The organism is Arthrobacter sp. BI5, from assembly GCF_056680065.1.
The window spans coordinates 1403640-1430195 of record NZ_CM155264.1; the positions used below are offsets into that span (position 1 = coordinate 1403640).

A 26556-nucleotide genomic window follows, 5' to 3' on the forward strand; every position below is an offset into this window, starting at 1 on the left:
ACCGTAGAGTTTTCGGCATGAGGTTGAACTGCTGATGGGCGCCGGACATTCACACACCACCGGCGGGCACCTCGACACCTCGCCCCGGGCGGCCGCGGCACGGAAGAAGGCCAACTGGATCCTTGCCGCCATCCTGGTTCCGCTGACTCTGCTGACGCTCGCCGCAATGGTGTCACTCTGGCCGTCCGGCAGCAAGGAGGGCATCAAGCTCTCCAGCCCCTACGCGGCAGCCCCGGGTGTCAGCTTCGACACCGGCAGGATCCAGCGCGTCGTCGTCGAAGGCTGTACGGGCGCCCAGCCGGACGCCCCGGCCGGTGCCCCGGCCGGTGCCGGGCAGGGTTCGCAGTGCACTTTCGCCTACACCGAACCGGACAAAGGCGGAAACCCGGTCAAGGTGGTGATCAACCCCGACGTCGCCAAGTCCCACGGCGTCAAGGTCGGCGACAACATCCGATATCTGAACCTCTCCAAGGCGCAGGGCGCCGCCGCGCAGGGCACACCCGCCTACGTCTTCGTCGACTTCGTCCGGACGCTCCCGATCATCCTGCTCGCCGTGCTCTACGCCGTCGTCGTGATCGCGGTGGCGCGCTGGCGGGGGCTGCGCGCCCTCATCGGCCTCGTCGGCGCCTACGCCGTGCTGGTCTCCTTTATGCTTCCGGGCCTGGTCGAGGGCAAACCGCCGCTGCTGCTGGCGCTCGTCGGGTCCACGGTGATCATGATCGGCGTGCTGTACTTTGCCCACGGCTTCACCGCCCGCACGTCGACCGCGCTGCTGGGCACCATGTTCGGCCTGGGCATCACTGCCGCGCTCGCGGCCTGGGCCACCGACGCGGCGAACCTCGCCGGCGTGGGCAGCCACGACGCCGCCACGCTCGCGAACGTCTCGGACCACATCTCCATCTCCGGGATCATCCTGTGCGGGCTGATCATCTCCGGCCTCGGCGTGCTCAACGACGTCACGATCACCCAGTCCTCCGCGGTGTGGGAGCTCTGGGAACTCGCCCCCGGGACGCCGGCGCGGAAGCTGTTCGCCGCGGCCATGCGGATCGGCCGGGACCACATCGCTTCCACCGTGTACACCATCGCGTTCGCCTACGCCGGCGCGGCCCTGCCAATCCTGATCATCGTGATGCTCTACGAGCGGCCGCTGGGCGACACGCTCACCAGCGCCGAACTCTCCGAGGAAGTCATCCGCACACTCGTCGGCTCCATCGGGCTGGTCCTGGCGATTCCGGTCACCACGCTGATTGCTGTCCTCGTCGTGAAAGCCACCGGACTCAAGGGCGGCGCGTCGACCGACGACGGCGGCGTTGCGGACGCCGTCGGCTCACCCGACGGCGGGGCTGGGCCGGCGACGGCGACCCGCCGCGGCCGGCGGGCCGCTATTCCCAGCTGACCGGGCTGCTCCGCGCTGTACTGTGCACGCCGCGTTTTCCACATGGCCGGGCCGGGGTCCCGCCGATTTGCCCGGCTTTGAGACAATGGACGGGTGACTGTTGTAGCAACGCCTCCTGCCCCCAAGCTGGAACTGCCGCCCCTGAAGCTGGGCCCCCTCACGGTGGACACCCCCGTGATCCTGGCCCCGATGGCGGGCATCACCAACTCCGCTTTCCGCAGGCTCTGCCGTGAATACGGCGGTGGCCTGTACGTGGCGGAGATGGTCACCTCCCGGGCGCTCGTGGAGCGCACCCCCGAATCACTGCGCATCATTTCGCACGACGAGGATGAGAAAGTCCGCTCCGTCCAGCTCTACGGCGTGGACCCCGTGACGGTCGGGGCGGCCGTCCGGATGCTGGTCGAGGAAGACCGCGCCGACCACATCGACCTCAACTTCGGCTGCCCGGTACCCAAGGTGACCCGCCGCGGCGGCGGCTCGGCGCTGCCCTGGAAGACCGACCTGTTTACCTCGATCGTCCAGACCGCGGTCAAGGAAGCGTCAAAGGGCGACATCCCGCTGACGATCAAGATGCGCAAGGGCATCGACGACGACCACCTCACCTACCTCGACGCCGGCCGCATCGCCCGCGATTCCGGCGTCGCCGCCGTCGCCCTGCACGGCCGCACCGCGGCGCAGTTCTACTCCGGCAAGGCCGACTGGTCCGCCATAGCCCGGCTGCGCGAAGCGCTCCCGGACATCCCCGTGCTCGGCAACGGGGACATCTGGTCCGCCGAAGACGCGGTGCGGATGGTGCGCGAAACCGGCGTGGACGGCGTTGTGGTGGGCCGCGGCTGCCAGGGCCGGCCATGGCTGTTCGGGGACCTCATGGCTGCCTTCGAGGGCAGCGACGCCCGGCACACGCCGGCGCTGCGCCAGGTGGCGGAAAGCATCTACCGCCACGCCGAGCTGATGGTGGAGACATTCGGCGACGAGGGCAAGGCCCTCCGCGAGATCCGCAAGCACATGGCCTGGTACCTCAAGGGCTACGTGGTGGGCAGCGAACTGCGCAACCGGCTGGCGCTCGTGACCAGCCTCGAAGTGCTGCGCGGCACCCTCGACGAGCTGGACCTCGATTCGCCCTACCCGGGCGCCGACGCCGAGGGCCCCCGCGGCCGCGCCGGTTCACCCAAGAAGCCCGCACTGCCCAAGGACTGGCTGCTCAACCGCAGCCTGGACTCGGAGCAGTCCCGGGACATCTCCTTCGCCGAACTGGACGTCTCCGGTGGCTGAAACCAGGACGTCCGCGCCCGTGCTGGACGGCTACGTGGACCGAGACTGTGCCCGCTGGGTGGAGGAACCACCCAAGAGCACCTACCGGTCTGACTTCGAACGGGACCGCGCCCGGGTGCTGCACTCCTCGGCGCTGCGCCGGCTGGGCGCTAAGACCCAGGTGGTCGCCCCGGACACGGACGACTTCGTCCGCACCCGGCTCACCCACAGCCTCGAGGTAGCGCAGGTGGGCCGTGAACTCGGCCGCGCCCTGGGCTGCGACCCCGACGTGGTGGACACGGCCTGCTTGAGCCACGACCTCGGCCACCCGCCGTTCGGCCACAACGGCGAGTCGGCCCTGAACGAGGTCGCGCACGCGATCGGCGGTTTTGAAGGCAACGCCCAGACCCTGCGCCTGCTGACCCGGCTGGAACCCAAGGTCCTGGCCCCGGATGGCCGGCCCGCCGGCCTCAACCTGACCCGAGCCAGCCTCGACGCGGCCGCGAAGTACCCGTGGTCGGCGGAGAACGCCCCGGTGATCCACGGCCAGCGGACCAGCAAGTTCGGCGCCTACGAGGACGACCTGCCGATTTTCGACTGGATCCGCGAGGGCGCGCCCGAGCGCCGTTCCTGCCTCGAGGCCCAGGTCATGGACCTCGCGGACGACATCTCCTACTCGGTGCACGACGTCGAGGACGCGATCGTCGCCGGGCACTTCCAGCTGCGCTGGATGGACAACCCGGACCACCGGGCCCGGGTGGTGGGCTACGCCAAGCAGTGGTACCTGCCGCACAACGACCCCGCCGCCATCGACGCCGCCCTGGCCCGGCTGGAGGCCACCAGCGTGTGGGTCCGCGAGGCCGACGGCAGCCGCAAGTCCATGGCCGCGCTGAAGGACATGACCAGCCAGCTGATCGGCCGGTTCTGCCAAAGCGCACTCGAGACCACCCGCGCCGTCTACGGCCCGGAGAACCTGACCCGCTACAACGCCGAACTGATCGTCCCGGACGAGACCGTCATGGAGATCGCCGTGATGAAGGGCCTGGCCACCACGTTTGTGATGACCACCGAGCACCGGCAGCCCATCTACGAGCGCCAGCGCGAGGTCCTGCACGCGCTGGTGACCGCGCTCAGCGCCAGCGGTGACCGCAACCTGGAGCCGATGTTCGCCGCCGACTGGCGGGCCGCGGAAGACGACGGCGCCCGGCTGCGCGTCGTCATCGACCAGGTGGCCTCGCTGACCGACGGCTCCGCGCTGGCCATGTACGAACGCCTCGTCGGCAGCCTGCCGTCGCTGTGGTGACCGGCGCCATAAGCCGCCGCCCGGCGTCGTACCCCGGGACTAGGATGGCACTGTGGCCGGCCTGATCAAACGTGAAGATATCGACGAAGTACGCCAGCGCACCGACATCAAGGAAGTCGTCGACGGCTACGTGACCCTCAAGGGCGCCGGCCTGGGCTCCTACAAGGGCCTCTGTCCCTTCCACGATGAGCGCTCGCCCTCGTTCACTGTGCGTCCCCAGGTGGGCCGCTACCACTGCTTCGGCTGCGGCGAAGACGGCGATGTCATCTCCTTTGTCCAGAAGCTGGACCACACCACCTTCCACGAGGCAGTGGAGAAGCTCGCGGCCCGCATCGGCTACGAACTGCGCTACGAGGACGGCGGCTCGGGCCCGAACCGCGAGGAAATCGGCCGCCGCCAGCGCCTCCTCGACGCGCACAAGATCGCCGATGAATTCTTCCGCGCTCAACTGCTGACCCCCGGTGCGACCGAGGGTCGGAATTTCCTCTACGGCCGCGGCTTCGACCGGGCCGCTGCGGAACAGTTCGGCGTCGGCTACGCACCGCAGGGCTGGGACTCGCTGCTCAAGCACCTCCGCGGCCGCGGCTACACCGACGCAGAACTCAGGCTTACCGGCATGTTTTCCGAAGGCGGCCGGGGGATTTACGACCGGTTCCGCGGCCGGTTGATCTGGCCCATCCGCGACATTGCCGGGGACACCATCGGCTTTGGTGCGCGCAAGCTCTACGAGGACGACCAGGGGCCCAAGTACCTGAACACCCCCGAGACCGCGCTCTACAAGAAGTCGCAGGTCCTCTACGGGATCGACCTCGCCAAGCGGAACATCGCCAAGGACCGCCAGTTGGTGGTGGTGGAGGGCTACACCGACGTGATGGCCTGCCACCTGGCCGGGATCCCGACGGCGGTGGCCACCTGCGGCACGGCATTCGGCACCGAACACATCAAGATCGCACGCCGGCTGCTGTCCGACGACGGCAGCGGGGGAGAAGTCATTTTCACCTTCGACGGCGACGCCGCCGGCCAGAAGGCGGCGCTGCGGGCCTTCGAAGAGGACCAGCGCTTCGTTGCCCAGACCTATGTCGCGGTGGAACCCGGCGGGTCCGATCCCTGCGAGCTGCGCCAGGCCAAGGGCGATTCCGCGGTCCGTGACCTGATCGCCACCCGGCGGCCCCTGTTCGAGTTCGCCATCCGTGCAACCTTGAGGCGGCACAATCTGGACACCGTGGAGGGACGCATCGCCGCACTGCGGGAATCGGCTCCCGTGGTGGCGCAGATCCGCGACGCCGGCATCCGGCCCGCCTATGCGCGCGAACTGGCCGGCTGGCTCGGCATGCCGGTCGAGGAAGTCAGCCGGGCGGTCGGCGCCGCAGCCAAACGTGCCGCCCAGGGGCCCTCCGGAAGCTCCGGGCAGGGCTACGGCCAGAACGCCGGCCAGAACGCCGGCCAGAACCAGACCCGGCCCGCCGGGACGGGCCACGGGGGCGGACCGGGCCACGGGGGAGCGCCGGGCGTGGCGCCGTTACCGCCGTCGGCCACGCTGCCGGCCTTCAACCGGCCGGACCCGCGCGATCCGGTGGCGGCGATGGAACGCCAGGCGCTCGAAGTCGTGCTGCAGGAGCCGGCAATCCTCGAGGGGGCCACCTGGCAGCGCTTCTCCGAGGCCCGGTTCTCCACCCCGGCCTACCTGGCCATCCACGAGGCCATCCGGGCCACCGGACAGGGTTCCATCGGTGACCCTGCGCGGTGGGTGGAGCAGCTGCTGCAGGAAGTCCCCGAGCCGCTCCGGCCGCTCGTGTCCGAGCTCGCCGTCGTGCCGCTGCCGGCGAGCACCGCCGAAGCCGTCCAGCGGTACTGCCGCGACATTCTGGCGCGGCTGTTCGAACTGCAGATCACCCGGGTCAAGGCCGACAAAATGGGCCAGTTGCAGCGCCTGGACGCCTCGGCCGACCCCGAGGAGTTCCAGCGGCTGAACCGGGAGCTCATGGAGCTGGAGATGCAGCGGCGTTCGCTCCGCATGGACTCCTGAGTCTGGAGGCAGCGTCCCGCCGGGGGCCAATTTCACTTCCCGGCACGGTGTTTGCTAGGCTTATATCCGCTTCATTCCTCCTTAGCTCAATTGGCAGAGCATTCGACTGTTAATCGAAGGGTTGCTGGTTCAAGTCCAGCAGGAGGAGCGCGCAGTCCCCGTTCCGGGTCACCGGGACGGGGACTTTTTCTATACCCGGCAGGGGTATGCTGCGGGTTCGGAGTGCGGGGGCCCGGCCGATTTCCTTAGCGGTAAAACCTTTGCTAATGTCGTACCTGCTTCATTCCTCCTTAGCTCAATTGGCAGAGCATTCGACTGTTAATCGAAGGGTTGCTGGTTCAAGTCCAGCAGGAGGAGCGAACAGGCCCCGCGCCGGTGGATAACCGGCTGCGGGGCCTTTTTTCTTGCTGTTCGATTCCCGCCACACCAAGGCCGGACCCGGCACATCAAACAAAAAACATCTCGACCTGCAGGAACCGCTCCGCCTCGGTGACGGCCGCCTGGAAGGCCTCGTCTTCGGTAGGGGACTGCCGGGGTTTCCGCGGATGCCATTCGTGGGCGGAGGAATGCACGCGGGTGAAGCCGCCGCGCGGGGGCGCGTAGAAGATGCCGAAACGCTGCACGGGCCACTCGGGGGAGGTCTCGGGGGCGACCAGGAGGGCTGAATCATAGGCGGGGTTGTACCACTGGGCGATCGGTCGACGCCGGTCCTCGGTGAACAGCCCGGCCGCATAGAGGGCCGCCGACTGGGGGCTGGTCTGCGAGCACAGTCGCTCCCACCACAGGGGCAGAATACCGTCGTCGCACCGCTGCCACGTGGCCGGTAGGGGAGGAGGGTCCTGCCAGTCAGGCACACAACAACTTTATCCCCAGCCACCGGCCGCGAACAGGGCAGCATGGTCCCGCGCCTCCTGCCCAGGGGACATGCCCCTTCCGGTAGTCAAAGGCTGGGCATATGCCCGTTTTGTCCATTGTTGGCCGCGGAGGCTGGGCATGTCCCTCCGGGAGTGGGCCTCGTTAGTGGATCGAGGGCACCGTCCGCGGCCGGACCACGAACCAGAGGGAGGCAGCGGCCAGCAGGATGCAGCCGGCCTGGACGGCGCCCATCGGTGTCGCCGAGCCAAGGCCCAGCCAGCCGACCACCGGGGAGATGATTCCGGCCATCAGGAAGGTCGCGGCACCGAGCAGGGAAGCCGCGGTTCCCGCCTGCGCGCCGTGGTTGGCGAGGGCCAGCACCTGAACGCACGGGAAGGTGAACCCGGCCCCCAGGATGTAGAACCAGAGCGGCACCATAACGCCCCACAGGCCGAAGCCAAGCTGGTCGAAGACCACGATCAGCAGCGCCATTAGGAACATCCACGCCGTCGAGCAGGCCAGGATCCACTGCGGCGGGACGCGCTTGATCAGCCGGGAACTGGTCTGGACGCCCGCCACGATCCCCAGCGAGTTAACACCGAACAGCAGGCCGTACTGCTGCGGCGAGAAGCCGTAAACGTCCTGGAAGAGGAACGGCGAGGCCGAGAGGTACGTAAAGAGGCCGCCAAAGTTCATGCCGCCCAGCAGCAGCATGCCCACGAAGATCCGGTCGGCGAAGAGGACGCCGTAACGTTGGCGGACGGTCAGGCCGGTGGTGCCGCGCAGTTCCCGCGGCAAGGTTTCACGCACCACAAACAGGGCCGCTATGATCACGCAGGTGCCGTAGCCGGCGAGGAAGAAGAAAATGCCCGGCCACGGCATGAGCAGCAGCAACTGCGATCCGATCACCGGCGCCAAAATGGGGGCCAGCCCGTTGACCAGCGCCATCCGGGAAAACATCCGGACCATCGCGTAGCCGCTGAAGAGGTCACGCACCATCGCCATCGCCACCACGCCTCCACCGGCGGCTCCGATTCCCATCAGCACCCGGAACAGGCCCAGCGTGGCGATGTCCGTGGACAGGGCGGCGCCGAGTGAGGCACCGATGTGAACCGCCGTGGCCAGGATCAGCGGAAACCGCCGCCCGAACTTGTCGCTCAGCGGCCCCACCACCAGCTGGCCCAGGGCGAAGCCGACGGTCGTGCCGGTCAGCGTCAGCTGTACCGCGGCCTCGGTGACGCCAAGGCTCGCCTCCAGGGCGGGAAACGCCGGGAGGTAGAGGTCCACCGTGAACGGCCCAAGCGCCGTCAAAGCGCCGAGCATCAGGATGTAGAGGAGCTTACGACGACGGGTCAGGGAATCGCCGGGATTGCTGGGTGTATGCACAGAGGTCAATCCTAGGCCCGCGCCGCGCAGGACAAACTGCCCACCCGCCGTCGTCCGCGAAGCGAAGCCGGCCCGGTCCGCGCGGCGAAGGCCGCGGGCCGCCGCCGGACACCGCCGGAGCGCGCCGCGGAGTCGGTCGAAAGACCCCCGCAGGGCCCGGCGGTCCGCACCGCCGGTCCGTGCAACCGCGGTGCGCCTGCACGCCACACCCCGTTGCGGCCGCCCGCGCGTCGCCGTCGGGACCCTGAATGGTAGTTTTGACACCAAGGCGCGCGGGAAACCGCGCCGCCCCGGCAATCCAGCGGAAGCGGAATCACAGATGGAACCAGTTAGGCGGACCCGATGAGCGGACGGCACACCGGCAGGACAAACGGGGGACTGCGCCTTTCCGCGCTGCCCAAGACCGTAAAACTGATCTTTAAACTGGCGCCCCGGCAGCTCAATGATGAGATTGCCTTTGCCAAGGCGGAACTCAAGCGCAAGGGCATCCAGCTCGGCGTCGCGGCGGCTTTCTTGGCGGTCGCACTCGTCTTCGTCGTGTTCCTGGTGATCGGGCTCATCGTGGCCGCCATCATGGGCCTGGCCACGATTATGCCGGCTTGGCTCGCGGCCCTGCTGGTCTGCGCCGCCTTCCTGGTCGTTGCCCTGATCGTGGGCCTGATCGGCTACAGCCGCTTCAAGAAGGCGATGCCGCTGCTCCCCGAGGAGACCATCCGCGGCCTCAAGTACGATCTCGGCATCGCGAAGGAAGGTTCGTCCTTCGACGCCGCCGTCCTGGATCCCGACTCCCCGCAGGCCAAGGCAGCGAAGGCAGCCAAGGATGAAGCCGCGGCCAAGGCCAAGGCCGAGAAGGAAGCCAAGAAAGCAGCCGAACAGCCGGATCTTGGCCCCGCCCCCACCGAGGCAGAGCTGCGCCGCCGCCTCGATCAGCGCCGCCAGCACCTTACCGGCGTCCGCGACGAGCTTGGGCAGGAACTCGACGTCAAGACCCAGGCCCAGCTCCTCCTCGCTGCCACCCAGCACAAGCTGGAAGAAGGCAAGGAGCTCGTGGACGACAAGATCGCCGGGTTCCGCAGCCAGGCCAAGGCCGCCGGCAGCACCCCCGGCAGTACGACCGGCACCGCCGGTTCCGCTGGCGCTACCGCCGGGAACACTGGCGTGTCCGCCGTGGCGGACGAGCTCGCCAAGCGCTGGAAGCCGCTGGCGGCCCTCGCTGCCTCGACGGCGGCCCTCGTGGTTATGCTGCGCCGACTGCTCAAGGGCTAGGCCGCACCCTGAACTCCGACGCTAACTCGTTGCCGGCTGTGGAAAGGGGGAACGGATGAGGTTCATCGGCGCTGGCACGCGGCCGGGGCAGCCCCAGATCCATCACGACCTGGTCTTCACCGTTCCCAACCTGCTGACCGTGGTCCGTTTCCTTGGCGTCCCGTTGTTTATTTGGCTGGTCCTCGCCAAGCAGGAGTACGGCACCGCAGCGCTGGTGCTGGCCATCATGGGCAGCACAGACTGGGTGGACGGCTACATCGCCCGCCGCTTCAACCAGATGTCCAAGCTGGGCCGCATCATGGATCCAATTGCGGACCGGCTCTCCCTCATCGCCGTCGCCGTGACCCTCGTGATCGCCGGCGTCGTCGAATGGTGGTACCTGACGGCCCTGCTCGTTCCGGACCTGGTGCTGCTTTCCATTTCACTCTTCTATTTCCACAGCCACCCCGACCTGCCCGTGAGTCGGATCGGCAAAATCCGCACCGCGCTGCTGCTGGTGGGCACGCCGCTGCTGGTGCTGTCCAAGCTGCCCATTCCGGGGACGGATGCCTACTTCGTGGCTGCCTGGATCTTCCTGGGGCTGGGCCTGGTGGGGCACTGGATCGCCGCCTACAACTACTTCTGGGCCATCATCCGCAAGGGCAAAGAACTCAGGTCCCGCAGCGCCGCCACCGCGAATCCCGGCGGACAGCCCGCTCGCGACGGCGGCAGTAACGCAAGCGGCACCGGCGACGGCGGCACGAACGACGGCGGCCTGCGCTGATGGTCTGGTTGGCAGTAGTCCTGGCGGTCCTTGGCGCCTTCTTTCTGGCTTTCGGCGCCCAGCGGCAGGGGAGCGCCGTCAAAGCGGACACCGGGGGCCTGGCGCTCAGCTCGCATGGGCTGCTCCGCCTGATCCGCAACCCGCGCTGGGTCCTCGGCCTGCTGCTGCTTGGCGTCGGCACGGCGATGAACGCCGTGGCACTCGTCTCGGCGCCCCTCACCGTGGTCCAGCCGATCGGTGCGATTGCCCTGGTTATCACCACGATCATCAATGCCAAAGACCAGGGGCTCAGCATGAACCGGGCCACCGTCGTGGCCATCACCGCCTGCGTCACCGGATCGGCACTCTTCGTGGTGCTCGCCGTCAACGTCACCCAGGAAAACCACCACGTCAGCGGCTCGGACGAACTGACCATCGTGCTGTTGCTGGCCCTGGCCGTGGGCCTCTTCGGCACCCTGGCGCTGCTCTTCAAACACCGGATGAGCGCCTTTGTCTATATCCTCGGCGCCGGCGTGCTGTTCGGTTTCGTGGCCGTCCTGACCCGCATCATTGGCAAGCACCTGCTCGACCCGAACGGGCAGTTCCTGCTCAACGTGCAGTGGTACACGCTGGTCGCGATCGTGGCCGCCGGCGGACTGGGCTCCTGGTTTGTCCAGAGCGCCTACTCCGGGGGGCCGCCTGACCTCGTGATCGCCGGCCTGACGGTCATCGACCCGATCATCGGCATCGCGATCGGCATCGTGATCCTGGGGGAACTGCGGCCCGACGTCCACGCCGTGACGGCAATTGCCATGGGCACGGCGGCACTCCTTGCTATCGTGGGAGTGATCGCTCTTTCCCGGCACCACCCCGAGGTCACCAAGCGCAAGAAGGACGCGCGGAAGGCCGCGGGACGGCTGTCCTAGGGCGGCGCCGCAGACTTCAGGCGCAGGCACCTCGCCAGCGCCCACGGCCAGCCGGCCACCACAGCCCCGCTGACCGCACCGTGACCACCAGGAGCTATCCCCGTGACCATGCCCCAGAACGACCAACCCGACAAAAAGCTGACCATCCTGATCGCGGCGGATACGTACCCCCCGCACGTCAACGGTGCTGCGCAGTTCGGCTACCGCCTGGCGAAGGGCATGACGAGGCGCGGCCACGACGTCCACGTCCTGGCGTGCCGGCCCGGGAAGGGCAAGAGCTTCAGCGAGTTCCGTGACGAGGCCACCGTGCACCGCCTGCGCTCACACTCGGTACCCACCCACGAGTACTTTAGGATCACCTTTCCGTGGGAGATCAAGAAGGAAATCAGCCTGCTGTTCGACCGGATCCAGCCGGACGTCGTGCACATCCAGAGCCACTACATGATCGGCGAACACGTCCTCTACGAGGCGGTAAAACGCGGCATCAGAATCGTCGCAACCAACCACTTCATGCCGGAGAACCTGAACCCGTTCCTGCCCTTCCCGCAGTGGTTCAAGGACATCGTGGGCCGCGTGTCCTGGCGCGACATGGGCAAGGTGATGGGCCAGGCCGATGTCGTCACGACGCCGACCCCGCTCGCCGCCAAGGCCATGCACCAGCACGCCTTCCTGCGCAAGGTGCTGCCCCTGTCCAACGGCATTGATGCCGCCGCCTACGAACTGAAGCCTGGCGAGGAAGCGGTGCACCATGCCAGCCCCACCGTGCTGTTCGTGGGCCGCCTCGCGGAGGAAAAGCACATTGACGTGCTGATCGACGCCGTTTCCAAGACCCCGGCCGCGCTGGACGTCCACCTGGAAATCGTCGGCGGCGGAGAGGTGCGGCCCGCTTTGGAGGCGCAGGTGCAGCGCCTCGGCCTGCAGGACAGGGTGAAGTTCCTTGGCCTGGCCAGTGACGAGGAGCTGCGCCGGGCTTACTTGAGCGCCGACCTGTTCTGCATGCCCGGCACGGCCGAATTGCAGTCCCTCGTGACGCTGGAAGCGATGTCCGCGTCCACACCGGTGGTGCTGGCCGACGCCATGGCCCTGCCGCACCTGGTGCACGACGGCGAGAACGGCTACCTGTTTACGCCGAACGACAGCGGCGACCTGGCTGCCAAGATCGAACGCGTGCTGTCGCTGCCCGCGGACGAGCGGGCTGCCATGGGCAAGGCCAGCCGGAGCATGGTGGAAAGCCACAGCATTGAGCGCACGCTCCAGACCTTTGAGGACATCTACCGGGGCGCCAGCTACGACGACCTCGTCGTCTAGGGCACCCCGGCTGCGAGAGTTGCCCGGGCCAGGGCGACTACTATTGTTAGAGTGTTTTTGCCCGGAACGGTCCGGCCCGCCCGGGCCGGTCGTCCCGGCCCTTGGGGCTATAGCTCAGCTGGTTAGAGCGCGGGACTCATAATCCTAAGGTCCTCGGTTCAAGTCCGAGTAGCCCTACATCGCAAGTGGAATGACCTGGACACCCGCGGTGTCTCCGGGGCCGCAGCAGGCGCGTACGACGCCGGCGGCGGCCCCTTTTGCGTTCCCGCCCGGCCCGCACCCCGCCTGCATCGGCGCCCGCACCCGCGAGCATTCCCGCGCCGCCCGGCACCCCGCGGGCGTTCCCGCCCGGCCTGCATCGGCGCCCGCGCACCCGCTAGCATTCCCGCGCCGGCCGGCACCCCGCGAGCGTTCCCGCCCGGCCCGCACCCCGCTTGCATCGGCGCCCGCGCACCCGCGTGCATCAGCGCCCGCGCGGAGCGGATCCACTGCCGGGCGTGTGCCGCGTCACTTGCCACCCGGCCGAATCCTGGGATATGTTACTGGTGAGTAACATATCCGCGGCGCGACGCCCGCGCCCTTTTGGTCGCTGCTGATCACAAGTGAAGGAACAACATGTCCAAAGCTGCAATCGACATCAACAACCTCCCCTACGCCGACGGTGACTTCTTCGCCTTTGAGCAGCTGCTCAGCGGCAAGGAGCGGGACCGGCTGGCGGAGGTCCGCGAGTTCCTCACCCGCGAGGTCAAGCCGATCGCGGTGGATTGCTGGAACCGCGGCGAATTCCCGATGGAGCTGATCCCCAAACTGGCGGAGATCGACCTGGTCAGCCCGGTCAAGCGCCAGGGCTACTCCAACCTCTTCGCCGGCATCCTGCACGCCGAGGCGACCCGCGCGGACACCTCCATCGCCACCTTCCTGGGCGTGCACGACGGGCTTTTCACCGGCTCGATCGAGGCGCTTGCGTCGCAGGAGCAGCAGGACGCCTGGCTGCCGGACATCTACTCACTGAAGAAGATCGGCGCCTTCGGCCTGACCGAGCCGCTGGGCGGCTCCGACGTCGCCGGCGGCACGCGCACCACAGCCGGGCGCGAGGGCGACAGCTGGGTCCTCAACGGAGCCAAGCGCTGGATCGGCAACGCCACCTTTTCCGACTGGGTTGTCATCTACGCCCGGGACCTGGCCGACAACCAGGTCAAGGGCTTCCTCGTGGATACCAAGACCGAGGGCTACACCGCGACCAAGATCGAGAACAAAATCTCGTTGCGCACCGTCCAGAACGCCGACATCACCCTTGAGAACGTCGTGGTGCCGGACTTCTTCAAGCTGGCCAACGCCAACAGCTTCCGGGATACCAACAAGGTCCTTAAGGTCACCCGCCTGGCCGTCGCCTGGCAGGCCGTCGGCCAGCAGCTGGCCGCGTTCGACGTCGCCCGCCGCTATGCGGTCGAGCGCAGCCAGTTCGGCCGCCCGATCGCCTCCTTCCAGCTGGTCCAGCACCAGCTCGTGCAGATCCTCGGCAACGCTGTCAGCTCCATGGGCATGATGGTCCGCCTGTCCCAGCTCGAGGATGCCGGCGAGGCCAAGGACGAGCAGTCGGCCCTCGCCAAGGCATTCACTACGGCCCGGATGCGCGAAAGTGTCGCCATTGGCCGCAGCCTGCTGGGCGGCAACGGCATCGTCACGGACTACGAGATGGCCAAGATCTTCTCCGACGCCGAGGCGATCTACTCCTACGAAGGCACCCACGAGATCAACACCCTCGTGACCGGCCGGGCGATCACCGGGATCTCGGCCATCGTCTAGCCGCTCCGGGGTAGGCCCTGCACATCAGGGACGTCCCGCGCCGCACCCTTGCGGCCCTTCATCCGGAGCCGCCCAGTCCCGAACCGGGATTCACGGGCGGAAGCAGGATGGAGGGCCGCAGGTCCATCACGAAAGCCAGCGGATTCAGGTACTCATCGCCGCGCCGCACACCCCAGTGGATGCACGGCGTCCGGCCGCAGTGGCCGGGCAGCGCCCGTCCCAGCACCGACCCCTCACCGACGGCACTGCCGGTCCGCAGCGTGCTCTCGACAGGCTCGAAGCTGCTCCGCAGACCGTTGCCGTGATCGATGGTGACCACCGGACGGTCCACCACAAAGCCCACGAAACTGACCTTGCCCGCAGCCGGCGCCGTGACCGGCGCGCCGTCGTACGCAGCGCGGAGGTCCACACCGCGGTGGCCGCTGAGCCAAGGCCGGTCCGGCGGGTCGAAAACGCGCAGCACGGCCGGCCTGGGGGAGAATGGCCAGCTCCAACTGCCGGCAGCCGCCGGCGGAGCCGCCCCCGAAAGCGGGGCCAGGGTGATCAGCAGTGCCATCAACTGCGCGGCCGGCGCATCGGAAACCTTCATGCCGCCAGCCTGCCGTGGCCTACCTGGCCGGGGAAGTCCCCGGGGCGGCTATGTGGATATCCGCCCCGGATTCCAGGCGGGGTTCTTGCCCGGCTTTCCGCCCGGAGTCCCCCCGGATTAAGGTCAGGATGCCTGCCCGTGACAGGTCCATTCCGGCGGGTCCGCTGTAGTACACTTGGTGGAGCAGTTTGCTGTGCCCTCATGCCTCCTTCCATTGATTTGGAGAGGCAGCACGTCTCATTCAGGAGTGCGGGAGCAGTGGCTGACTACGCGTATCCAGACCTCCCTGTCCGAAGCCCGGCTTCCGGGTGCGGAGGACTGCGCCTCTTACGGTCCGGCCCCAGGGTCCGGATGAGGGGTGCGGTGGATACCAGGAGGAACACCCGCCTGGGTGTTGCTAAACAACCGTCAACTATTGGCAGGGTAAGAGAGCCCAGGGCTCTCTCATGAATGACCTGCCGGAAGGAGCGTCGGCATGCCCGTCGTAACTATGCGCCAGCTGCTTGACAGCGGCGTCCACTTTGGACACCAGACCCGTCGTTGGAACCCGAAGATGAAGCGTTTCATCTTCACGGAGCGCAACGGCATCTACATCATCGACCTGCAGCAGTCGCTGTCCTACATCGACCGTGCCTACGAGTTCGTGAAGGCCACCGTTGCACACGGCGGCACCGTCCTCTTCGTCGGCACCAAGAAGCAGGCACAGGAAGCCATTGCCGAGCAGGCCACCCGCGTCGGCCAGCCCTACGTCAACCAGCGTTGGCTCGGCGGCATGCTGACCAACTTCCAGACGGTTTCCAAGCGCATTCAGCGCATGAAGGAACTCGAAGAGATCGACTTCGACGACGTCGCCGGTTCCGCTTACACCAAGAAGGAACTGCTGCTCCTTCGCCGCGAGCTGACCAAGTTGGAGACCAACCTCGGCGGTATCCGCAACCTGACCAAGGCGCCTTCGCTCCTCTGGGTTGTCGACACCAAGAAGGAACACCTCGCCGTTGACGAGGCCAAGAAGCTGAACATCCCGGTTGTGGCCATCCTGGACACCAACTGCGATCCGGACGAAGTCGACTTCCCGATCCCGGGCAACGACGACGCCATCCGCTCCGTCAACCTGCTGACCCGCGTTGTTGCCGACGCCGTTGCTGAGGGCCTGATCGCCCGCAACCAGCGCGCCACCGGCACCACCGAAGCTCCGGAAGAGCCGCTGGCCGAGTGGGAGCGCGAGCTCCTCGAAGGCAGCAAGGCTGAAGAGGCTGCCGCTCCGGCCGCCGCCGAAGCTGCTGCTCCGGAAGCCGCAGAGGCCCCGGCCGCTGAAGCCGCCCCGGCCGCTGACGCTGCCGAAGCTGCTCCGGCTGCCGACGAAGCCAAGTAGTCAGACAAGTAAATCTGGATCTCCCCGCGCGCAGTCCGCTGCGTAAGGGGTACCGACAGGATGGCCGCTCACTGCAAGTGAGCAGCCGTCCTGTCGGTCCGTACACCACACAAATTTCTAGACAGAGGGGTTCACATGGCGAACTACACTGCCGCTGATATCAAGGCTCTGCGCGAGCGTACCGGCGCCGGCATGATGGATGTCAAGAAGGCTCTTGACGAAGCCAACGGTGACGCCGAGAAGGCCATCGAAATCATCCGCATCAAGGGCCTCAAGGGCGCTACCAAGCGTGAAGGCCGCTCCACCGCGGAAGGCCTGGTTGCTGCCAAGGTCGACGGTGGCGTCGGCGTGATGATTGAGGTCAACTGCGAGACCGACTTCGTCGCCAAGGCTGACAAGTTCATCCAGCTCGCCGACAAGGTGCTTGCTGTTGCTGTTGAGTCCGGCGCTGCCGACCTCGACACCCTGCTGGCGACCGACGTCGACGGCAAGCCGCTCTCCGAGGTTGTCGTCGAAGAAGGCGCCATCCTGGGCGAGAAGGTCGTCGTCCGCCGCATTGCCCGCATCGAGGCCCCGACGGTCGACGCGTACCTGCACAAGACCTCCAAGGACCTCCCGGCCCAGGTCGGCGTGCTGTTCGCCGTTGACGGCGAAGGCGACGCTGCTGCCACCGCCGCCCACGACGTCGCCGTGCACATTGCCGCGATGGCCCCGAACTACCTGACCCGCGAGGACGTTCCGTCCGAGCTGGTCGAGTCCGAGCGCCGCATCGCCGAGGAGACCGCCAAGGCCGAGGGCAAGCCCGAGGCAGCGATGACCAAGATCGTGGAAGGCCGCGTTACCGGCTTCTACAAGGGCGAGGTCCTCGTTGACCAGGCGTTCGCCAAGGATGCCAAGAAGTCCGTGGCGCAGGTCCTCGAAGAGGCCGGCGTCAAGGCAACCGCTTTCACGCGTTTCCGCGTCGGTTCCTAAGTAAGTCACGCTGAGGGGGTGGTCACTGCGGTGGCCACCCCTTTTGCATGCACCCGCAGGACGCGGGCTCCGGGGCGGAATGCATCCTTTCGCCCCCGGCACGATACCCTTTTTCAGAGCTCACCAACGGGAAGGCACCATGGATACCGTCAACAATTCAGCCCAGCCAAAGAAGACCAGGCGCCGCGTACTCCTGAAACTTTCCGGCGAGGTCTTCGGCGGCGGCAAACTGGGCGTTGACCCTGACACCGTCCGCGGGGTAGCCAAGCAGATCGCGGCCGCCGTCCCCGACGTCGAGGTCGCCATCGTCGTTGGCGGCGGCAACTTCTTCCGCGGTGCTGAACTCTCGCAGAGCGGCATGGACCGCTCCCGCGCCGACTACATGGGCATGCTCGGCACCGTGATGAACTGCCTGGCCCTCCAGGACTTCCTGGAGCAGGCCGGCGTGGAGACGCGGGTCCAGAGCGCCATCACCATGGGCCAGGTCGCGGAGGCCTACATCCCGCGCCGCGCCATCCGCCACATGGAGAAGGGCCGCGTGGTGATTTTCGGCGCCGGCGCCGGACTGCCGTACTTCTCCACCGACACCGTCGCCGCCCAGCGCGCCATGGAGGTGCACGCCGACGTCGTCCTGATGGCCAAGAGCGGGGTCGACGGCGTCTACACCGCCGACCCGAAGAAGGACCCCTCCGCCGAGAAGCTGCACCGGCTCAGCTACGACGAGGCGCTGCGCCGCGATATCCGCGTCATGGACCAGACGGCCATGACCATGTGCAAGGACAACAACCTCACCATGGTGGTATTCGGCATGGAGGGCGAAGGCAACGTCACCCGGGCCATCCGCGGCGAGGACCTCGGCACCGTGGTCACCCCTTAGCTGCGGCTAGGATATTTTTTAGGACAGTTCCGCTCCCCGGGTCATGGGGCGCGCACCAATTTCTGAGGAGAGAACGTGATCGAAGAAACCTTGCTCGAAGCCGGAGACAAGATGGACAAGGCGGTTGAGGTAGCCAAGGAAGACTTCGCCTCGATCCGTACCGGACGCGCCACCCCCGGCCTGTACAACAAGGTCCTGGTGGACTACTACGGTTCGCCGACGCCGCTCCAGCAGCTGGCCTCCTTCGCTGTGCCGGACGCCCGGACCATCCTCATCACCCCCTTCGACAAGACCGCCCTGCGGGATATCGAACGGGCCCTGAGCGACTCCGAGGTGGGTGCGAACCCCTCCAACGACGGCAACGTCATCCGGATCACCATCCCTGAGCTGACCAAGGAACGCCGCAAGGAATACGTCAAGATCGTCAAAGCCAAGGGCGAGGACGCCAAGGTGTCCATCCGCAACATCCGCCGCAAGGCCAAGGAAACCCTGGACAAGCTGGTCAAGGACGGCGAAGCCGGCGAGGACGAGGGAACCCGCGGCGAAAAGGAACTGGACGCCCTCACCAAGGCCCACGTCGACGGCATCGACGAGCTGCTCAAGCGCAAGGAAGCCGAGCTGCTCGAGGTCTGATGGGGGACGAACAGCAGGCCCCCGGACCGCGTGTCCGGGTGCGGGGGAAAGAGCGGAAAAACACGACGCCCAAAGCCGGCAGGAACCTTCCTGCCGCCACGGCGGTTGGCCTTGCCATGCTCTTCGCGGTGCTGGGCGGCCTGCTGTTCCTGCCCCTGGCCTTTGTACTGATCGTCACCGCCTTCGCCGTTTTCGGCGTCTGGGAGGTCTTCCGTGCGCTGGAGGCCTCGGGCACCCGGCTGCCGATCATCCCCGCGATGACGGGCACCGTGGCGATGCCGCTTGCGGCCTACTTCGGCGGCCCTGAGAGCCTGCTGTTCGCCCTGCTGCTGAGCAGCGTCGCGGTCCTGCTGTGGCGCTCCCTGGAAGGCGCGGCCGGATCCGCGCGCAGCATCTTCGCCGGCGTCTTCACCATGGCCTGGGTGCCGTTCCTGATCAGCTTCGCCGTGCTGCCGCTGCACGCCTCCGGCGGCGTCACCCCGATCGGCCCGTGGCCCGGCGGGGTCGTGCCGATCGGGGCTTGGCAGATCGGCACCCTGCTGCTGCTGGTGGTTTCCAATGACACCTTCGGCTACCTCGTGGGTGCCTCCCTGGGCAAACATCCGATGGCCCCGAAGATCAGCCCGAAGAAGTCCTGGGAGGGCTTCGGCGGGTCGATCGCGGGGGCCGTGCTGGTCGGGGTGCTCGCCAGCATCTACGTGCTGGGCGAACCCTGGTGGTTCGGCGCCGCCCTCGCTGTGGGCATGGTCGCCGCGGCCACCGCCGGCGACCTGGCCGAATCCATGGTCAAACGGGAACTTGGCATCAAGGACATGAGCAGCATCCTGCCCGGCCACGGGGGAGTGATGGACCGCCTGGACTCCATCGTGTTCGCGTCCCCGGTGGCCTTTATGATCTTCTCCGCCGGCGCTGCCGGCTAACCCAGTGCCCCGCCCCCTCGGTGCCTAGAATGGTGCCGGGCAACTACGCCTGAAGTCGGCGCAACCAGAGCCGAACGGCATCGAAGGAAACATAGTTACAGTGGACATTCAACGGCAGATTCCGGCCTCCTTTGACCGCGTGGAGCGGAACCAGTACGGCTACAACGCCAAGCAGGTGGATCAGTTCCTGCAGCGTGCGCGGGTGTCCTTCGAGTCGCCCGACGCCGCGGGACGGTCGGTCAAGAGTGCCGATGTCCGGGCCGTCTCCTTCGACCCGGTCAAGGGCGGCTACTCGGCCGCCGGCGTGGACGCGGCCCTGGACCGCCTCGAGGACGCCCTGGCCCGGCGGGAACGCGACGAACTGATCGGGGAGCGCGGCGAGGAAGCCTGGCTGCGGGAGATCGGCCGGCTCGCCGGCCTGCTCCGGGGCCGCCTGCACCGCCCCGACGGGGAGCGCTTCCGCCGCCCTGCCAAGGCAAAAGTGCGCAGTTACAACACCGCCGACGTCGACGATCTGTGCCACGAGCTGATCGGCTACCTCGAGGAGGACCAGCCGCTCAGCGTGGACAACATCCGCCGCGCCGTCTTCCGCCCGGCCGTCGGGCGCGACGGCTACGAGGAAAGCCAGGTCGACGCGTTCCTGGACCGGGTCGTCGAACTCATGGCCGCCATCGACTGACGCGCCACACGCCCGTACCCAACGCCTGCGACGCCTGCGGCGTCGGACGCGTCACCGTTCGGTGGCGAGCGGCCGCTCCGGGGTGTGCAGCCTGGTCATCAGCCGGGTGATCGTCCGCGGAACGCGGCCTTGGGTGGCCCGGGACACCAGCACCATCACCGTGAAGGCGGCCGGGACCGTCCACGCGGCGGGCTGCGCGAGCCACGGCGGTGTGCCGGCGGCGCCCAGCACCGCGCCGGCCATCATGGAACCGCCGCAAAACACCGCCCCGGTGAGCATCCCGGCGATAGCGCCGGCATCCGTCAGTCCGCGCCACCAGATGCCCAGCAGCAGCACCGGGCAGATGGTTGAGGCCGTAAAGGCGAACACCAGGCCCACGCTCCCGGCCAACGCCGTGGAGTCCGTCATGGTCGCAATCCCCAGCGGCACCACCGCCGAAATCACGGCGGCGAGCCGGAAGCCGCGGACGCTGCCGCCCAGGACGTCCTGGCTGATCACGCCCGCCAGAGACACCACCAGCCCTGAGGTGGTCGACAGGAAGGCCGCGAAAGCGCCCGCCACCACCAGGGCGGAGAGCAGGTCCCCGGCGGTTCCGCCGATCATCCGCCCCGGCAGCAGCAGCACCAGGGCGTCGGCCTGGCCGCTCTTCGCCAGGCCGGGGGCAAAGGTCCGCCCGATCAGGCCGTAGGCGGTGGGGAAGAGGTAGAACACCGAGAGCAGTCCCAGCACAATCAGTGTGGTCCGGCGCGCCGACTGTCCGTCCGGGTTGGTGTAGAAGCGCACCAGCACATGCGGCAGCCCCAGCGTCCCGAACAACAGCGCCACCAGCAGGGAGATGTTCTGGTACGGGCCCGCCGGGGCCAGCGCCGTCGGGTTCACGGCCGCCTCGGCGACGGCGGGGGACCCGGTGCCGGCCAGGACGAACAGGATGAACAGGGCGGGCACGGCCAGGGCGGTCAGTTTCAGCCAGTACTGGAAGGCCTGGACGAAGGTGATGGACCGCATCCCGCCGGACACCACAGTCACACAGACGACGGCGACCACGGCCACCTGTCCCACCCAGGCCGGCAGGCCGGTGGTGATCCGGATGGCCAGCGCCGCGCCGTGGAGCTGCGGCACGATGTAAAGCCAGCCGACCACCACCACCACGAAGCTCGTGACCCGGCGCACCGCCCGGGAATCCAGCCGGGCTTCGGTGAAGTCGGGAATCGTATAGGCGCCGGAGCGCCGCAGCGGGGCGGCGACAAACAACAACAGCATCAAATACCCGGCCGTGTAGCCGACCGGATACCACAGGGCGTCGGTGCCGGAGAGCAGGATCAGCCCGGCGACGCCCAGGAAACTGGCGGCCGAGAGGTACTCCCCGCCGATCGCCGAGGCGTTCCACCAGGGCCGCACCGTGCGGGAGGCGACGTAGAAATCCCCGGTGGTGCGAGAAACCCGCAGCCCGTAGAAACCGATCACGGCGGTGGCCAGCGAGACGGCCGCGAAGGCCGCGACCCCCACCACCGGATTCACCCGCGCCTCACTTGTCCCCGGCCAGGTCGCGGTAACGGGACTCGTTCCGTGCCGCCGTCCGGACGTACAGCCAGGCACTCAGGCCGATCACCGGGTAAATCCCGGCGCCCAGCAGCACCCAGTCGAAGGGCAATCCGGCGATCCGCAGCTCGGCCAGGCCCGGCACCAGCCCGAGCATGAGGGCGAAGGCGAGCAGGATCAGCAGAAACCCGGCGGCCACCACAATGCCGAGCCGCAGCTGGGACCGGATCAGCGAGCGGACGAACACCTGCCCGGCGTCGGACTCCTCGGCGGCCTCGCGGGTGTCGGCGGCTGAACGTCCGGCGGCCGCGCTGCCAGCCCTGACGCTGCGCGGGGCGGTGACACGGACCCGGGTCATGCCTGCGGCCGGATCCGGGTCGCCTCGAGTTTCTCCCGGACCGGCGGCAGGTGCCGGCGGCTGATCGGCAGTTCGGCGCCCGCCACGGTTACGCTGGGGCGGGCCGCGGCCAGCTTCAGGTGGCTGACGTGGTTCAGCGCGATCAGGTAGGAACGGTGGATGCGGAGGAAACCGGCATCGGCCCACTGCTGCTCCAGGTCCGCCAGCGGCACCCGTATGAGGTAGCTCGCGTCCGCGGTGTGCAGCCGGGCATAGTCGCCCTGCGCCTGGACGTAGGTGACGTCCTCGCGCCGGATCATCTTGGTGGTCCCGCCCAGATCCACCGTGATCATCTCCGGCGCCGGGGCACCCTCCCGGATCAGCTCGCTGATCCGACCGATCGACCGGGCCAGTCGCTCGGCGCGGACGGGCTTGAGCAGGTAGTCGACGGCGGCCAGCTCGAACGCTTCCAGCGCGCAGTCCTCGTCGGCGGTGACAAAGACGACGGCGGGGGGCTTGGCGCTGCGGGAGATGACCCGGGCGATGTCCAGCCCGGAGAGGGCCGGCATGTGGATGTCCAGGAAGACGGCGTCGACCTCCTCGGCCTCCAGGGCGCGTAAAGCCTCGGCACCGGAGGACGCGCGGTGGATGGCCCCGATCCGTTCGTCCCGGCCGAGCAGGAAGGCCAACTCCTCGACAGCGGGCAGCTCGTCATCGGCGACGAGGACGTTAATCATGGTTCTAGCGTACTGCGGCGCCGCAGGGTCCATCCGCCGCGCCGGTCTCAGGCGTCATGCCGCGGCTGGGACTTGGGTACCCGCATGGTGATTAGGGTGCCCTCGCCGGGGGCCGTCTCGATGACCAGGCCGTTGTCCTCGCCGTAGACCTGCCGCAGCCGGGCGTCGACGTTGTGCAGGCCGACGTGCTCGCCGTCGCTGTGCCCGGCCAGGACGGCGCGCAGTTTCTCCGGATCCATGCCCACGCCGTCGTCCTCGATCGTCACCTCGGCGAAGGCGCCGGAATCGTTGGCGGTGATGCTGATGTGCCCCGGCCCCTCCTTGGCCTCCAGCCCGTGCCGGACCGCGTTCTCCACCAGCGGCTGCAGGCTCAGGAACGGGATGACCGTGCTGAGCACCTCCGGCGCGATCCGCAGGCTCACCTGCACCCGGTCGCCGAAACGCGCCCGCTCCAGGAGCAGGTACCGGTCGATGCAGCGCAGTTCCTCGGCCAGCGTGGTGAAATCCCCGTGCCGGCGGAAGGAGTAGCGGGTGAAGTCGGCGAACTCCACCACCAGTTCGCGGGCCCGGACCGGGTCGGTGTTAATGAACGAGGCGATCGCGTTGAGCGAGTTGTAGATGAAGTGCGGGCTGATTTGCGCCCGGAGCGCACGGACTTCTGCCTCCATCAGCAGTGTCCGGGAGGCGTCCAGCTCGGCTAGTTCCACCTGCGTCGCCACCCAGTCGGCGACTTCGCTGGTGGCCCGGACCAGCCCCGCCCCGGCCGCCGGGGCGAAGGCCGCCACCACGCCCACCACCCGGGTGCCGGCCTTGATCGGGGCGATCACCACGGCCCGTTCCACACCGGGGGCCAGCGGCGCGGAGGCGTTGCCGTTGGCGAGCAGTTGCAGTTCTCCGGCCGGGATTACGGCGGTGTGGCCGCCCTCCAGCACTTTGGCGGCAAGGCCCATGAGGGCCGGCTTCAACTCTTCCGCAGCACCGTCCCAGGCCAGTACACCGGTGGTGTCGGTGATCGCCAGGGCGTCGCAGCCCAGCAGGCTGCGCAGCTGCCGGCTCGCCTTGGCCGCCCCGGCCGGGTTGAGGCCGGTGCGCAGATACTGGCCGGCACGCGAGGCAGCGTGCAGCGTCTTGTACGTGGCGCGTTCGACGTCGGTGCCCAGCTCGCGGAAGGAGCGCAGAACCTTGAGGCCAACGGCCACGACGACGGCGATCGCCAAGGCGATCACGGCGATCGCCGCGGCGGTGAACAGGGGAGAGTCCGGCATGCTGCCAGCGTAGCGCGGCAGGCCGCCGTCGGGCCGGGCAGCCGCGGCGGACGGCCGCAAGGTGCCGTTGGGCGCAGCGTTTCGACCGTTGAGCGACAGGAAACACGGCGGTGCTGGAATGTAACTCGCATCACGGTGCACAGTGATTGCAGTCACACGCGCCGGAAGTATGTCTACCGGAGCTCGGGTATTCACCGGACGCCGGGGTAACGGGCGGTGGCTCGCCAGTCTCAATGAGGAGGAACGATGGGTCACGAAGCCCAAGAAACGGACGCACCGGCGTTCGTGGACTTCAAGGAAGTCCAATCCACGGAGCAGTTCCAAGAACTGCGCAAACGTCACCGCAGCTTTGTCTTCCCGATGGCCATCGCATTCCTGCTGTGGTACTTCGCCTACGTCCTGCTGGCCGACTACGCGGTGGGCTTCATGTCCACCAAGGTCTGGGGCAATATCAACATCGGCTTGATCCTGGGCCTGCTGCAGTTCGTCTCCACGTTCGCCATCACCGGCTGGTACGTCAGCTACTCGAACCGGAAACTTGACCCGATCGCCGCCGAGATCCGTCACGGAATCGAAGGCCACGAGTTCGACAAGCACGGCAACCGAGTGAGCGGAGAAGCGAAATGAGTTTTATGGTTCCCGCGGTCAACGTTGCGGATCTCAAAGACACCACCCTGCTGAACATGGGCATTTTCGCCTTGTTCGTCGCGATCACCATGGTGATCGTCATCAGGGCCAGCCGGAACAATAAGACCGCGGCGGACTACTACGCTGCGGGCCGGTCCTTCACGGGCCCGCAAAACGGCACCGCGATTGCCGGCGACTATCTTTCCGCGGCTTCGTTCCTCGGCATCACCGGCGCCATCGCCATTAACGGCTACGACGGCTTTATGTACTCCATCGGCTTCCTGGTGGCCTGGCTCGTTGCGCTGCTCCTGGTGGCTGAACTGCTCCGTAACACCGGCAAGTTCACCATGGCCGACGTCCTGTCGTTCCGGCTCAAGCAGCGACCTGTCCGCATCGCTGCGGCCATCTCGACTCTGGCTGTTTGCTTCTTCTACCTGCTGGCCCAGATGGCCGGAGCCGGCAGCCTGATCTCGCTGCTGCTGGGCATCAGCGACTGGGGCGGACAGGCGCTCGTGATCATCGTCGTCGGCGCCCTGATGATCATGTATGTGCTGATCGGCGGCATGAAGGGCACCACGTGGGTGCAGATCATCAAGGCCATGCTTCTCATTGCCGGCGCGGCCGTTATGACCTTCTGGGTCCTGGCGATCTACGGCTTCAACCTCTCCGATCTGCTCGGCGGCGCGGTTGAAACCTCGAAAAACCCGGCCGTGCTCAACCCGGGCCTGCAGTATGGCAAGACCGAGACCTCCAAGCTCGACTTCATGTCCCTGGGCCTGGCCCTGGTGCTGGGCACCGCGGCCCTGCCGCACGTGCTGATGCGCTTCTATACGGTTCCGACCGCCAAGGAAGCCCGCAAATCCGTGGTGTGGTCCATCTGGCTGATCGGTATCTTCTACCTGTTCACCCTGGTCCTGGGCTACGGCGCCGCGGCGCTGGTTGGTGCCGACACGATCAAGGGCGCCCCGGGCGGGGTGAACTCGGCAGCACCGCTGCTGGCCTTCCACCTGGGCGGACCGCTGCTCCTCGGCTTCATCTCCGCGGTGGCGTTCGCCACGATCCTCGCCGTGGTAGCCGGTCTCACGATTACCGCGGCGGCGTCCTTCGCGCATGACATTTATGCCAGCGTCATTGCGAAGGGCAAGGCCGACGCCGATACCGAGGTGAAGGTTGCCCGCCGCACGGTCGTCGTGATCGGTCTGCTCGCCATCATCGGCGGTATCTTCGCCAACGGCCAGAACGTGGCCTTCCTCGTGGCCCTGGCCTTTGCCGTGGCGGCCTCGGCCAACCTTCCGACCATCATCTACTCGCTGTTCTGGCGGAAGTTCACCACCCAAGGCGCCATCTGGAGCATGTACGGCGGCCTCGGCTCCGCCATCATCCTGATCGCGCTCTCCCCGGTGGTCTCCGGCGCCAAGACGTCGATGATCCCGGGAGCTAACTTCGCGATCTTCCCGCTGAGCAACCCCGGCATCGTCTCCATCCCGCTCGCCTTCTTCCTGGGCTGGCTGGGCACGGTCCTGGACAAGAAGCTCGAAGACACCACGAAGCAGGCCGAGATGGAGGTCCGCTCCCTGACCGGCGTGGGCGCCGAAAAGGCCACCAACCACTAACCGCACGCCGGCCGGGCAAGGGCCGGCAGGGAACGACAACCCTGCCGGCCCGGGCGGCCGCAACTAACGAAGAGGAACCCCTGTGCATCAGCACGGGGGTTCCTCTTTGTGTGGCGGGGGTTGCCGCGTCA

General features: G+C 67.5%; 24 protein-coding genes and 3 tRNA genes. 20 read left to right on the forward strand and 7 right to left on the reverse strand.

The genetic code is table 11. The annotated features are described in order from the left end of the window. The first annotated feature begins 34 nt into the window (after window positions 1-34). The 6 genes from AC1MED_RS06330 to AC1MED_RS06355 all read left to right on the forward strand — a co-directional run bounded on the left by AC1MED_RS06330 (window position 35) and on the right by AC1MED_RS06355 (window position 6333). The gene (locus tag AC1MED_RS06330) at window positions 35-1396 is read left to right on the forward strand and encodes a YibE/F family protein (protein ID WP_479786065.1); all 1362 of its coding nucleotides are present in this window, start codon (window positions 35-37) and stop codon (window positions 1394-1396) included. 93 nt (window positions 1397-1489) lie between these two features. Then, window positions 1490-2668, forward strand: a complete 1179-nt coding sequence (gene dusB / locus AC1MED_RS06335) for a tRNA dihydrouridine synthase DusB (protein WP_479786066.1) — start codon at window positions 1490-1492, stop codon at window positions 2666-2668. Beyond that, window positions 2661-3950 carry a deoxyguanosinetriphosphate triphosphohydrolase gene (locus tag AC1MED_RS06340; protein WP_479786068.1) on the forward strand — a complete coding sequence of 430 codons (1290 nt, stop codon included), beginning with the start codon at window positions 2661-2663 and terminating at the stop codon, window positions 3948-3950. Before dusB ends, AC1MED_RS06340 begins: the two co-directional genes overlap by 8 nt. Window positions 3951-4002: 52 nt before the next feature. After that, window positions 4003-5976: a DNA primase gene (gene dnaG, locus AC1MED_RS06345; RefSeq protein WP_479786070.1), complete on the forward strand. Its 1974-nt coding sequence runs from the start codon at window positions 4003-4005 to the stop codon at window positions 5974-5976. Window positions 5977-6051: 75 nt separating this feature from the next. Continuing rightward, a tRNA-Asn gene (locus AC1MED_RS06350) sits at window positions 6052-6124 on the forward strand. 136 nt (window positions 6125-6260) lie between these two features. After that, a tRNA-Asn gene (locus tag AC1MED_RS06355) sits at window positions 6261-6333 on the forward strand. A gap of 89 nt (window positions 6334-6422) precedes the next feature. On the opposite strand, the gene AC1MED_RS06360 is transcribed toward AC1MED_RS06355, so the two are convergent. Both AC1MED_RS06360 and AC1MED_RS06365 read right to left on the reverse strand, forming a co-directional pair. After that, the gene (locus tag AC1MED_RS06360) at window positions 6423-6830 is read right to left on the reverse strand and encodes a hypothetical protein (protein WP_479786071.1); all 408 of its coding nucleotides are present in this window, start codon (window positions 6828-6830) and stop codon (window positions 6423-6425) included. Between the two features lie 163 nt (window positions 6831-6993). After that, a complete protein-coding gene (locus AC1MED_RS06365) occupies window positions 6994-8217 on the reverse strand; it encodes a multidrug effflux MFS transporter (protein ID WP_346959252.1) in 1224 nt (407 codons plus the stop codon). A gap of 342 nt (window positions 8218-8559) precedes the next feature. On the opposite strand from AC1MED_RS06365, the gene AC1MED_RS06370 reads away from it, so the two are divergent. From AC1MED_RS06370 to AC1MED_RS06395, 6 genes are all read left to right on the forward strand, one after another. Further along, a complete protein-coding gene (locus AC1MED_RS06370) occupies window positions 8560-9483 on the forward strand; it encodes a phage holin family protein (protein ID WP_479786073.1) in 924 nt (307 codons plus the stop codon). 55 nt (window positions 9484-9538) lie between these two features. Beyond that, entirely contained in the window at window positions 9539-10246 is a 708-nt protein-coding gene (locus tag AC1MED_RS06375; RefSeq protein WP_479786075.1) for a CDP-alcohol phosphatidyltransferase family protein, read from the forward strand. Next, complete coding sequence (locus tag AC1MED_RS06380; RefSeq protein WP_479786076.1) at window positions 10246-11151, forward strand: DMT family transporter; 906 nt, start codon at window positions 10246-10248, stop codon at window positions 11149-11151. Before AC1MED_RS06375 ends, AC1MED_RS06380 begins: the two co-directional genes overlap by 1 nt. Window positions 11152-11259: 108 nt before the next feature. Beyond that, the gene (locus AC1MED_RS06385; protein WP_479786579.1) at window positions 11260-12459 is read left to right on the forward strand and encodes a glycosyltransferase; all 1200 of its coding nucleotides are present in this window, start codon (window positions 11260-11262) and stop codon (window positions 12457-12459) included. Window positions 12460-12562: 103 nt separating this feature from the next. Then, window positions 12563-12636: transfer RNA gene (locus AC1MED_RS06390), tRNA-Ile, on the forward strand. 438 nt (window positions 12637-13074) lie between these two features. Further along, window positions 13075-14265: an acyl-CoA dehydrogenase family protein gene (locus AC1MED_RS06395; RefSeq protein ID WP_479786077.1), complete on the forward strand. Its 1191-nt coding sequence runs from the start codon at window positions 13075-13077 to the stop codon at window positions 14263-14265. 58 nt (window positions 14266-14323) lie between these two features. On the opposite strand, the gene AC1MED_RS06400 is transcribed toward AC1MED_RS06395, so the two are convergent. Beyond that, complete coding sequence (locus AC1MED_RS06400) at window positions 14324-14854, reverse strand: M23 family metallopeptidase (RefSeq protein ID WP_479786079.1); 531 nt, start codon at window positions 14852-14854, stop codon at window positions 14324-14326. A 475-nt stretch (window positions 14855-15329) separates the two neighbouring features. Between AC1MED_RS06400 and rpsB the strand changes: the two genes are divergently transcribed. From rpsB to AC1MED_RS06430, 6 genes are all read left to right on the forward strand, one after another. Next, complete coding sequence (gene rpsB, locus AC1MED_RS06405; protein WP_346959258.1) at window positions 15330-16226, forward strand: 30S ribosomal protein S2; 897 nt, start codon at window positions 15330-15332, stop codon at window positions 16224-16226. A 135-nt stretch (window positions 16227-16361) separates the two neighbouring features. Next, the gene (gene tsf, locus AC1MED_RS06410) at window positions 16362-17198 is read left to right on the forward strand and encodes a translation elongation factor Ts (protein WP_346959259.1); all 837 of its coding nucleotides are present in this window, start codon (window positions 16362-16364) and stop codon (window positions 17196-17198) included. A 139-nt stretch (window positions 17199-17337) separates the two neighbouring features. Then, window positions 17338-18075, forward strand: coding sequence for a UMP kinase (gene pyrH, locus AC1MED_RS06415; RefSeq protein ID WP_146335261.1), 738 nt, complete (start codon window positions 17338-17340; stop codon window positions 18073-18075). Between the two features lie 75 nt (window positions 18076-18150). After that, window positions 18151-18708 carry a ribosome recycling factor gene (gene frr / locus AC1MED_RS06420; protein ID WP_346959260.1) on the forward strand — a complete coding sequence of 186 codons (558 nt, stop codon included), beginning with the start codon at window positions 18151-18153 and terminating at the stop codon, window positions 18706-18708. Then, window positions 18708-19628 (forward strand): phosphatidate cytidylyltransferase, encoded by a 921-nt coding sequence (locus tag AC1MED_RS06425; protein WP_479786080.1) that lies wholly within the window; start codon window positions 18708-18710, stop codon window positions 19626-19628. Before frr ends, AC1MED_RS06425 begins: the two co-directional genes overlap by 1 nt. 100 nt (window positions 19629-19728) lie before the next feature. Then, window positions 19729-20307, forward strand: a complete 579-nt coding sequence (locus AC1MED_RS06430; RefSeq protein WP_346959262.1) for a DivIVA domain-containing protein — start codon at window positions 19729-19731, stop codon at window positions 20305-20307. 51 nt (window positions 20308-20358) lie between these two features. On the opposite strand, the gene AC1MED_RS06435 is transcribed toward AC1MED_RS06430, so the two are convergent. Genes AC1MED_RS06435 through AC1MED_RS06450 form a run of 4 tightly spaced genes read right to left on the reverse strand, consistent with a single transcriptional unit; the run spans window position 20359 to window position 24185 of the window. After that, window positions 20359-21825 carry a sodium/solute symporter gene (locus tag AC1MED_RS06435; protein WP_479786081.1) on the reverse strand — a complete coding sequence of 489 codons (1467 nt, stop codon included), beginning with the start codon at window positions 21823-21825 and terminating at the stop codon, window positions 20359-20361. A gap of 7 nt (window positions 21826-21832) precedes the next feature. Beyond that, on the reverse strand, window positions 21833-22204 hold the full coding sequence (locus AC1MED_RS06440; protein WP_346959264.1) for a hypothetical protein: 372 nt from the start codon (window positions 22202-22204) through the stop codon (window positions 21833-21835). After that, complete coding sequence (locus AC1MED_RS06445; protein ID WP_346959265.1) at window positions 22201-22920, reverse strand: LytR/AlgR family response regulator transcription factor; 720 nt, start codon at window positions 22918-22920, stop codon at window positions 22201-22203. The genes AC1MED_RS06440 and AC1MED_RS06445 overlap by 4 nt, the downstream gene beginning before the upstream one ends. A gap of 47 nt (window positions 22921-22967) precedes the next feature. After that, the gene (locus tag AC1MED_RS06450) at window positions 22968-24185 is read right to left on the reverse strand and encodes a sensor histidine kinase (protein WP_346959266.1); all 1218 of its coding nucleotides are present in this window, start codon (window positions 24183-24185) and stop codon (window positions 22968-22970) included. 246 nt (window positions 24186-24431) lie between these two features. Between AC1MED_RS06450 and AC1MED_RS06455 the strand changes: the two genes are divergently transcribed. Together AC1MED_RS06455 and AC1MED_RS06460 are read left to right on the forward strand one after the other, a co-directional pair. Then, a complete protein-coding gene (locus AC1MED_RS06455) occupies window positions 24432-24812 on the forward strand; it encodes a DUF485 domain-containing protein (RefSeq protein ID WP_346959267.1) in 381 nt (126 codons plus the stop codon). Beyond that, on the forward strand, window positions 24809-26425 hold the full coding sequence (locus tag AC1MED_RS06460) for a solute symporter family protein (RefSeq protein WP_346959268.1): 1617 nt from the start codon (window positions 24809-24811) through the stop codon (window positions 26423-26425). Before AC1MED_RS06455 ends, AC1MED_RS06460 begins: the two co-directional genes overlap by 4 nt. Window positions 26426-26556: the final 131 nt, after the last annotated feature.

Bases quoted from the DNA above. Each gene is read 5' to 3' on its own strand.
- pyrH (WP_146335261.1), top strand. From the start codon at position 17,338: ATGGATACCGTCAACAATTCAGCCCAGCCAAAGAAGACCAGGCGCCGC.
- AC1MED_RS06380 (WP_479786076.1), top strand. From the start codon at position 10,246: ATGGTCTGGTTGGCAGTAGTCCTGGCGGTCCTTGGCGCCTTCTTTCTG.
- AC1MED_RS06400 (WP_479786079.1), bottom strand. From the start codon at position 14,854: ATGAAGGTTTCCGATGCGCCGGCCGCGCAGTTGATGGCACTGCTGATC.
- AC1MED_RS06370 (WP_479786073.1), top strand. From the start codon at position 8,560: ATGAGCGGACGGCACACCGGCAGGACAAACGGGGGACTGCGCCTTTCC.
- AC1MED_RS06330 (WP_479786065.1), top strand. From the start codon at position 35: ATGGGCGCCGGACATTCACACACCACCGGCGGGCACCTCGACACCTCG.
- AC1MED_RS06460 (WP_346959268.1), top strand. From the start codon at position 24,809: ATGAGTTTTATGGTTCCCGCGGTCAACGTTGCGGATCTCAAAGACACC.
- AC1MED_RS06445 (WP_346959265.1), bottom strand. From the start codon at position 22,920: ATGATTAACGTCCTCGTCGCCGATGACGAGCTGCCCGCTGTCGAGGAG.
- AC1MED_RS06375 (WP_479786075.1), top strand. From the start codon at position 9,539: ATGAGGTTCATCGGCGCTGGCACGCGGCCGGGGCAGCCCCAGATCCAT.
- AC1MED_RS06425 (WP_479786080.1), top strand. From the start codon at position 18,708: ATGGGGGACGAACAGCAGGCCCCCGGACCGCGTGTCCGGGTGCGGGGG.
- AC1MED_RS06455 (WP_346959267.1), top strand. From the start codon at position 24,432: ATGGGTCACGAAGCCCAAGAAACGGACGCACCGGCGTTCGTGGACTTC.
- rpsB (WP_346959258.1), top strand. From the start codon at position 15,330: ATGCCCGTCGTAACTATGCGCCAGCTGCTTGACAGCGGCGTCCACTTT.
- AC1MED_RS06395 (WP_479786077.1), top strand. From the start codon at position 13,075: ATGTCCAAAGCTGCAATCGACATCAACAACCTCCCCTACGCCGACGGT.
- AC1MED_RS06440 (WP_346959264.1), bottom strand. From the start codon at position 22,204: ATGACCCGGGTCCGTGTCACCGCCCCGCGCAGCGTCAGGGCTGGCAGC.
- tsf (WP_346959259.1), top strand. From the start codon at position 16,362: ATGGCGAACTACACTGCCGCTGATATCAAGGCTCTGCGCGAGCGTACC.
- AC1MED_RS06385 (WP_479786579.1), top strand. From the start codon at position 11,260: ATGCCCCAGAACGACCAACCCGACAAAAAGCTGACCATCCTGATCGCG.
- AC1MED_RS06450 (WP_346959266.1), bottom strand. From the start codon at position 24,185: ATGCCGGACTCTCCCCTGTTCACCGCCGCGGCGATCGCCGTGATCGCC.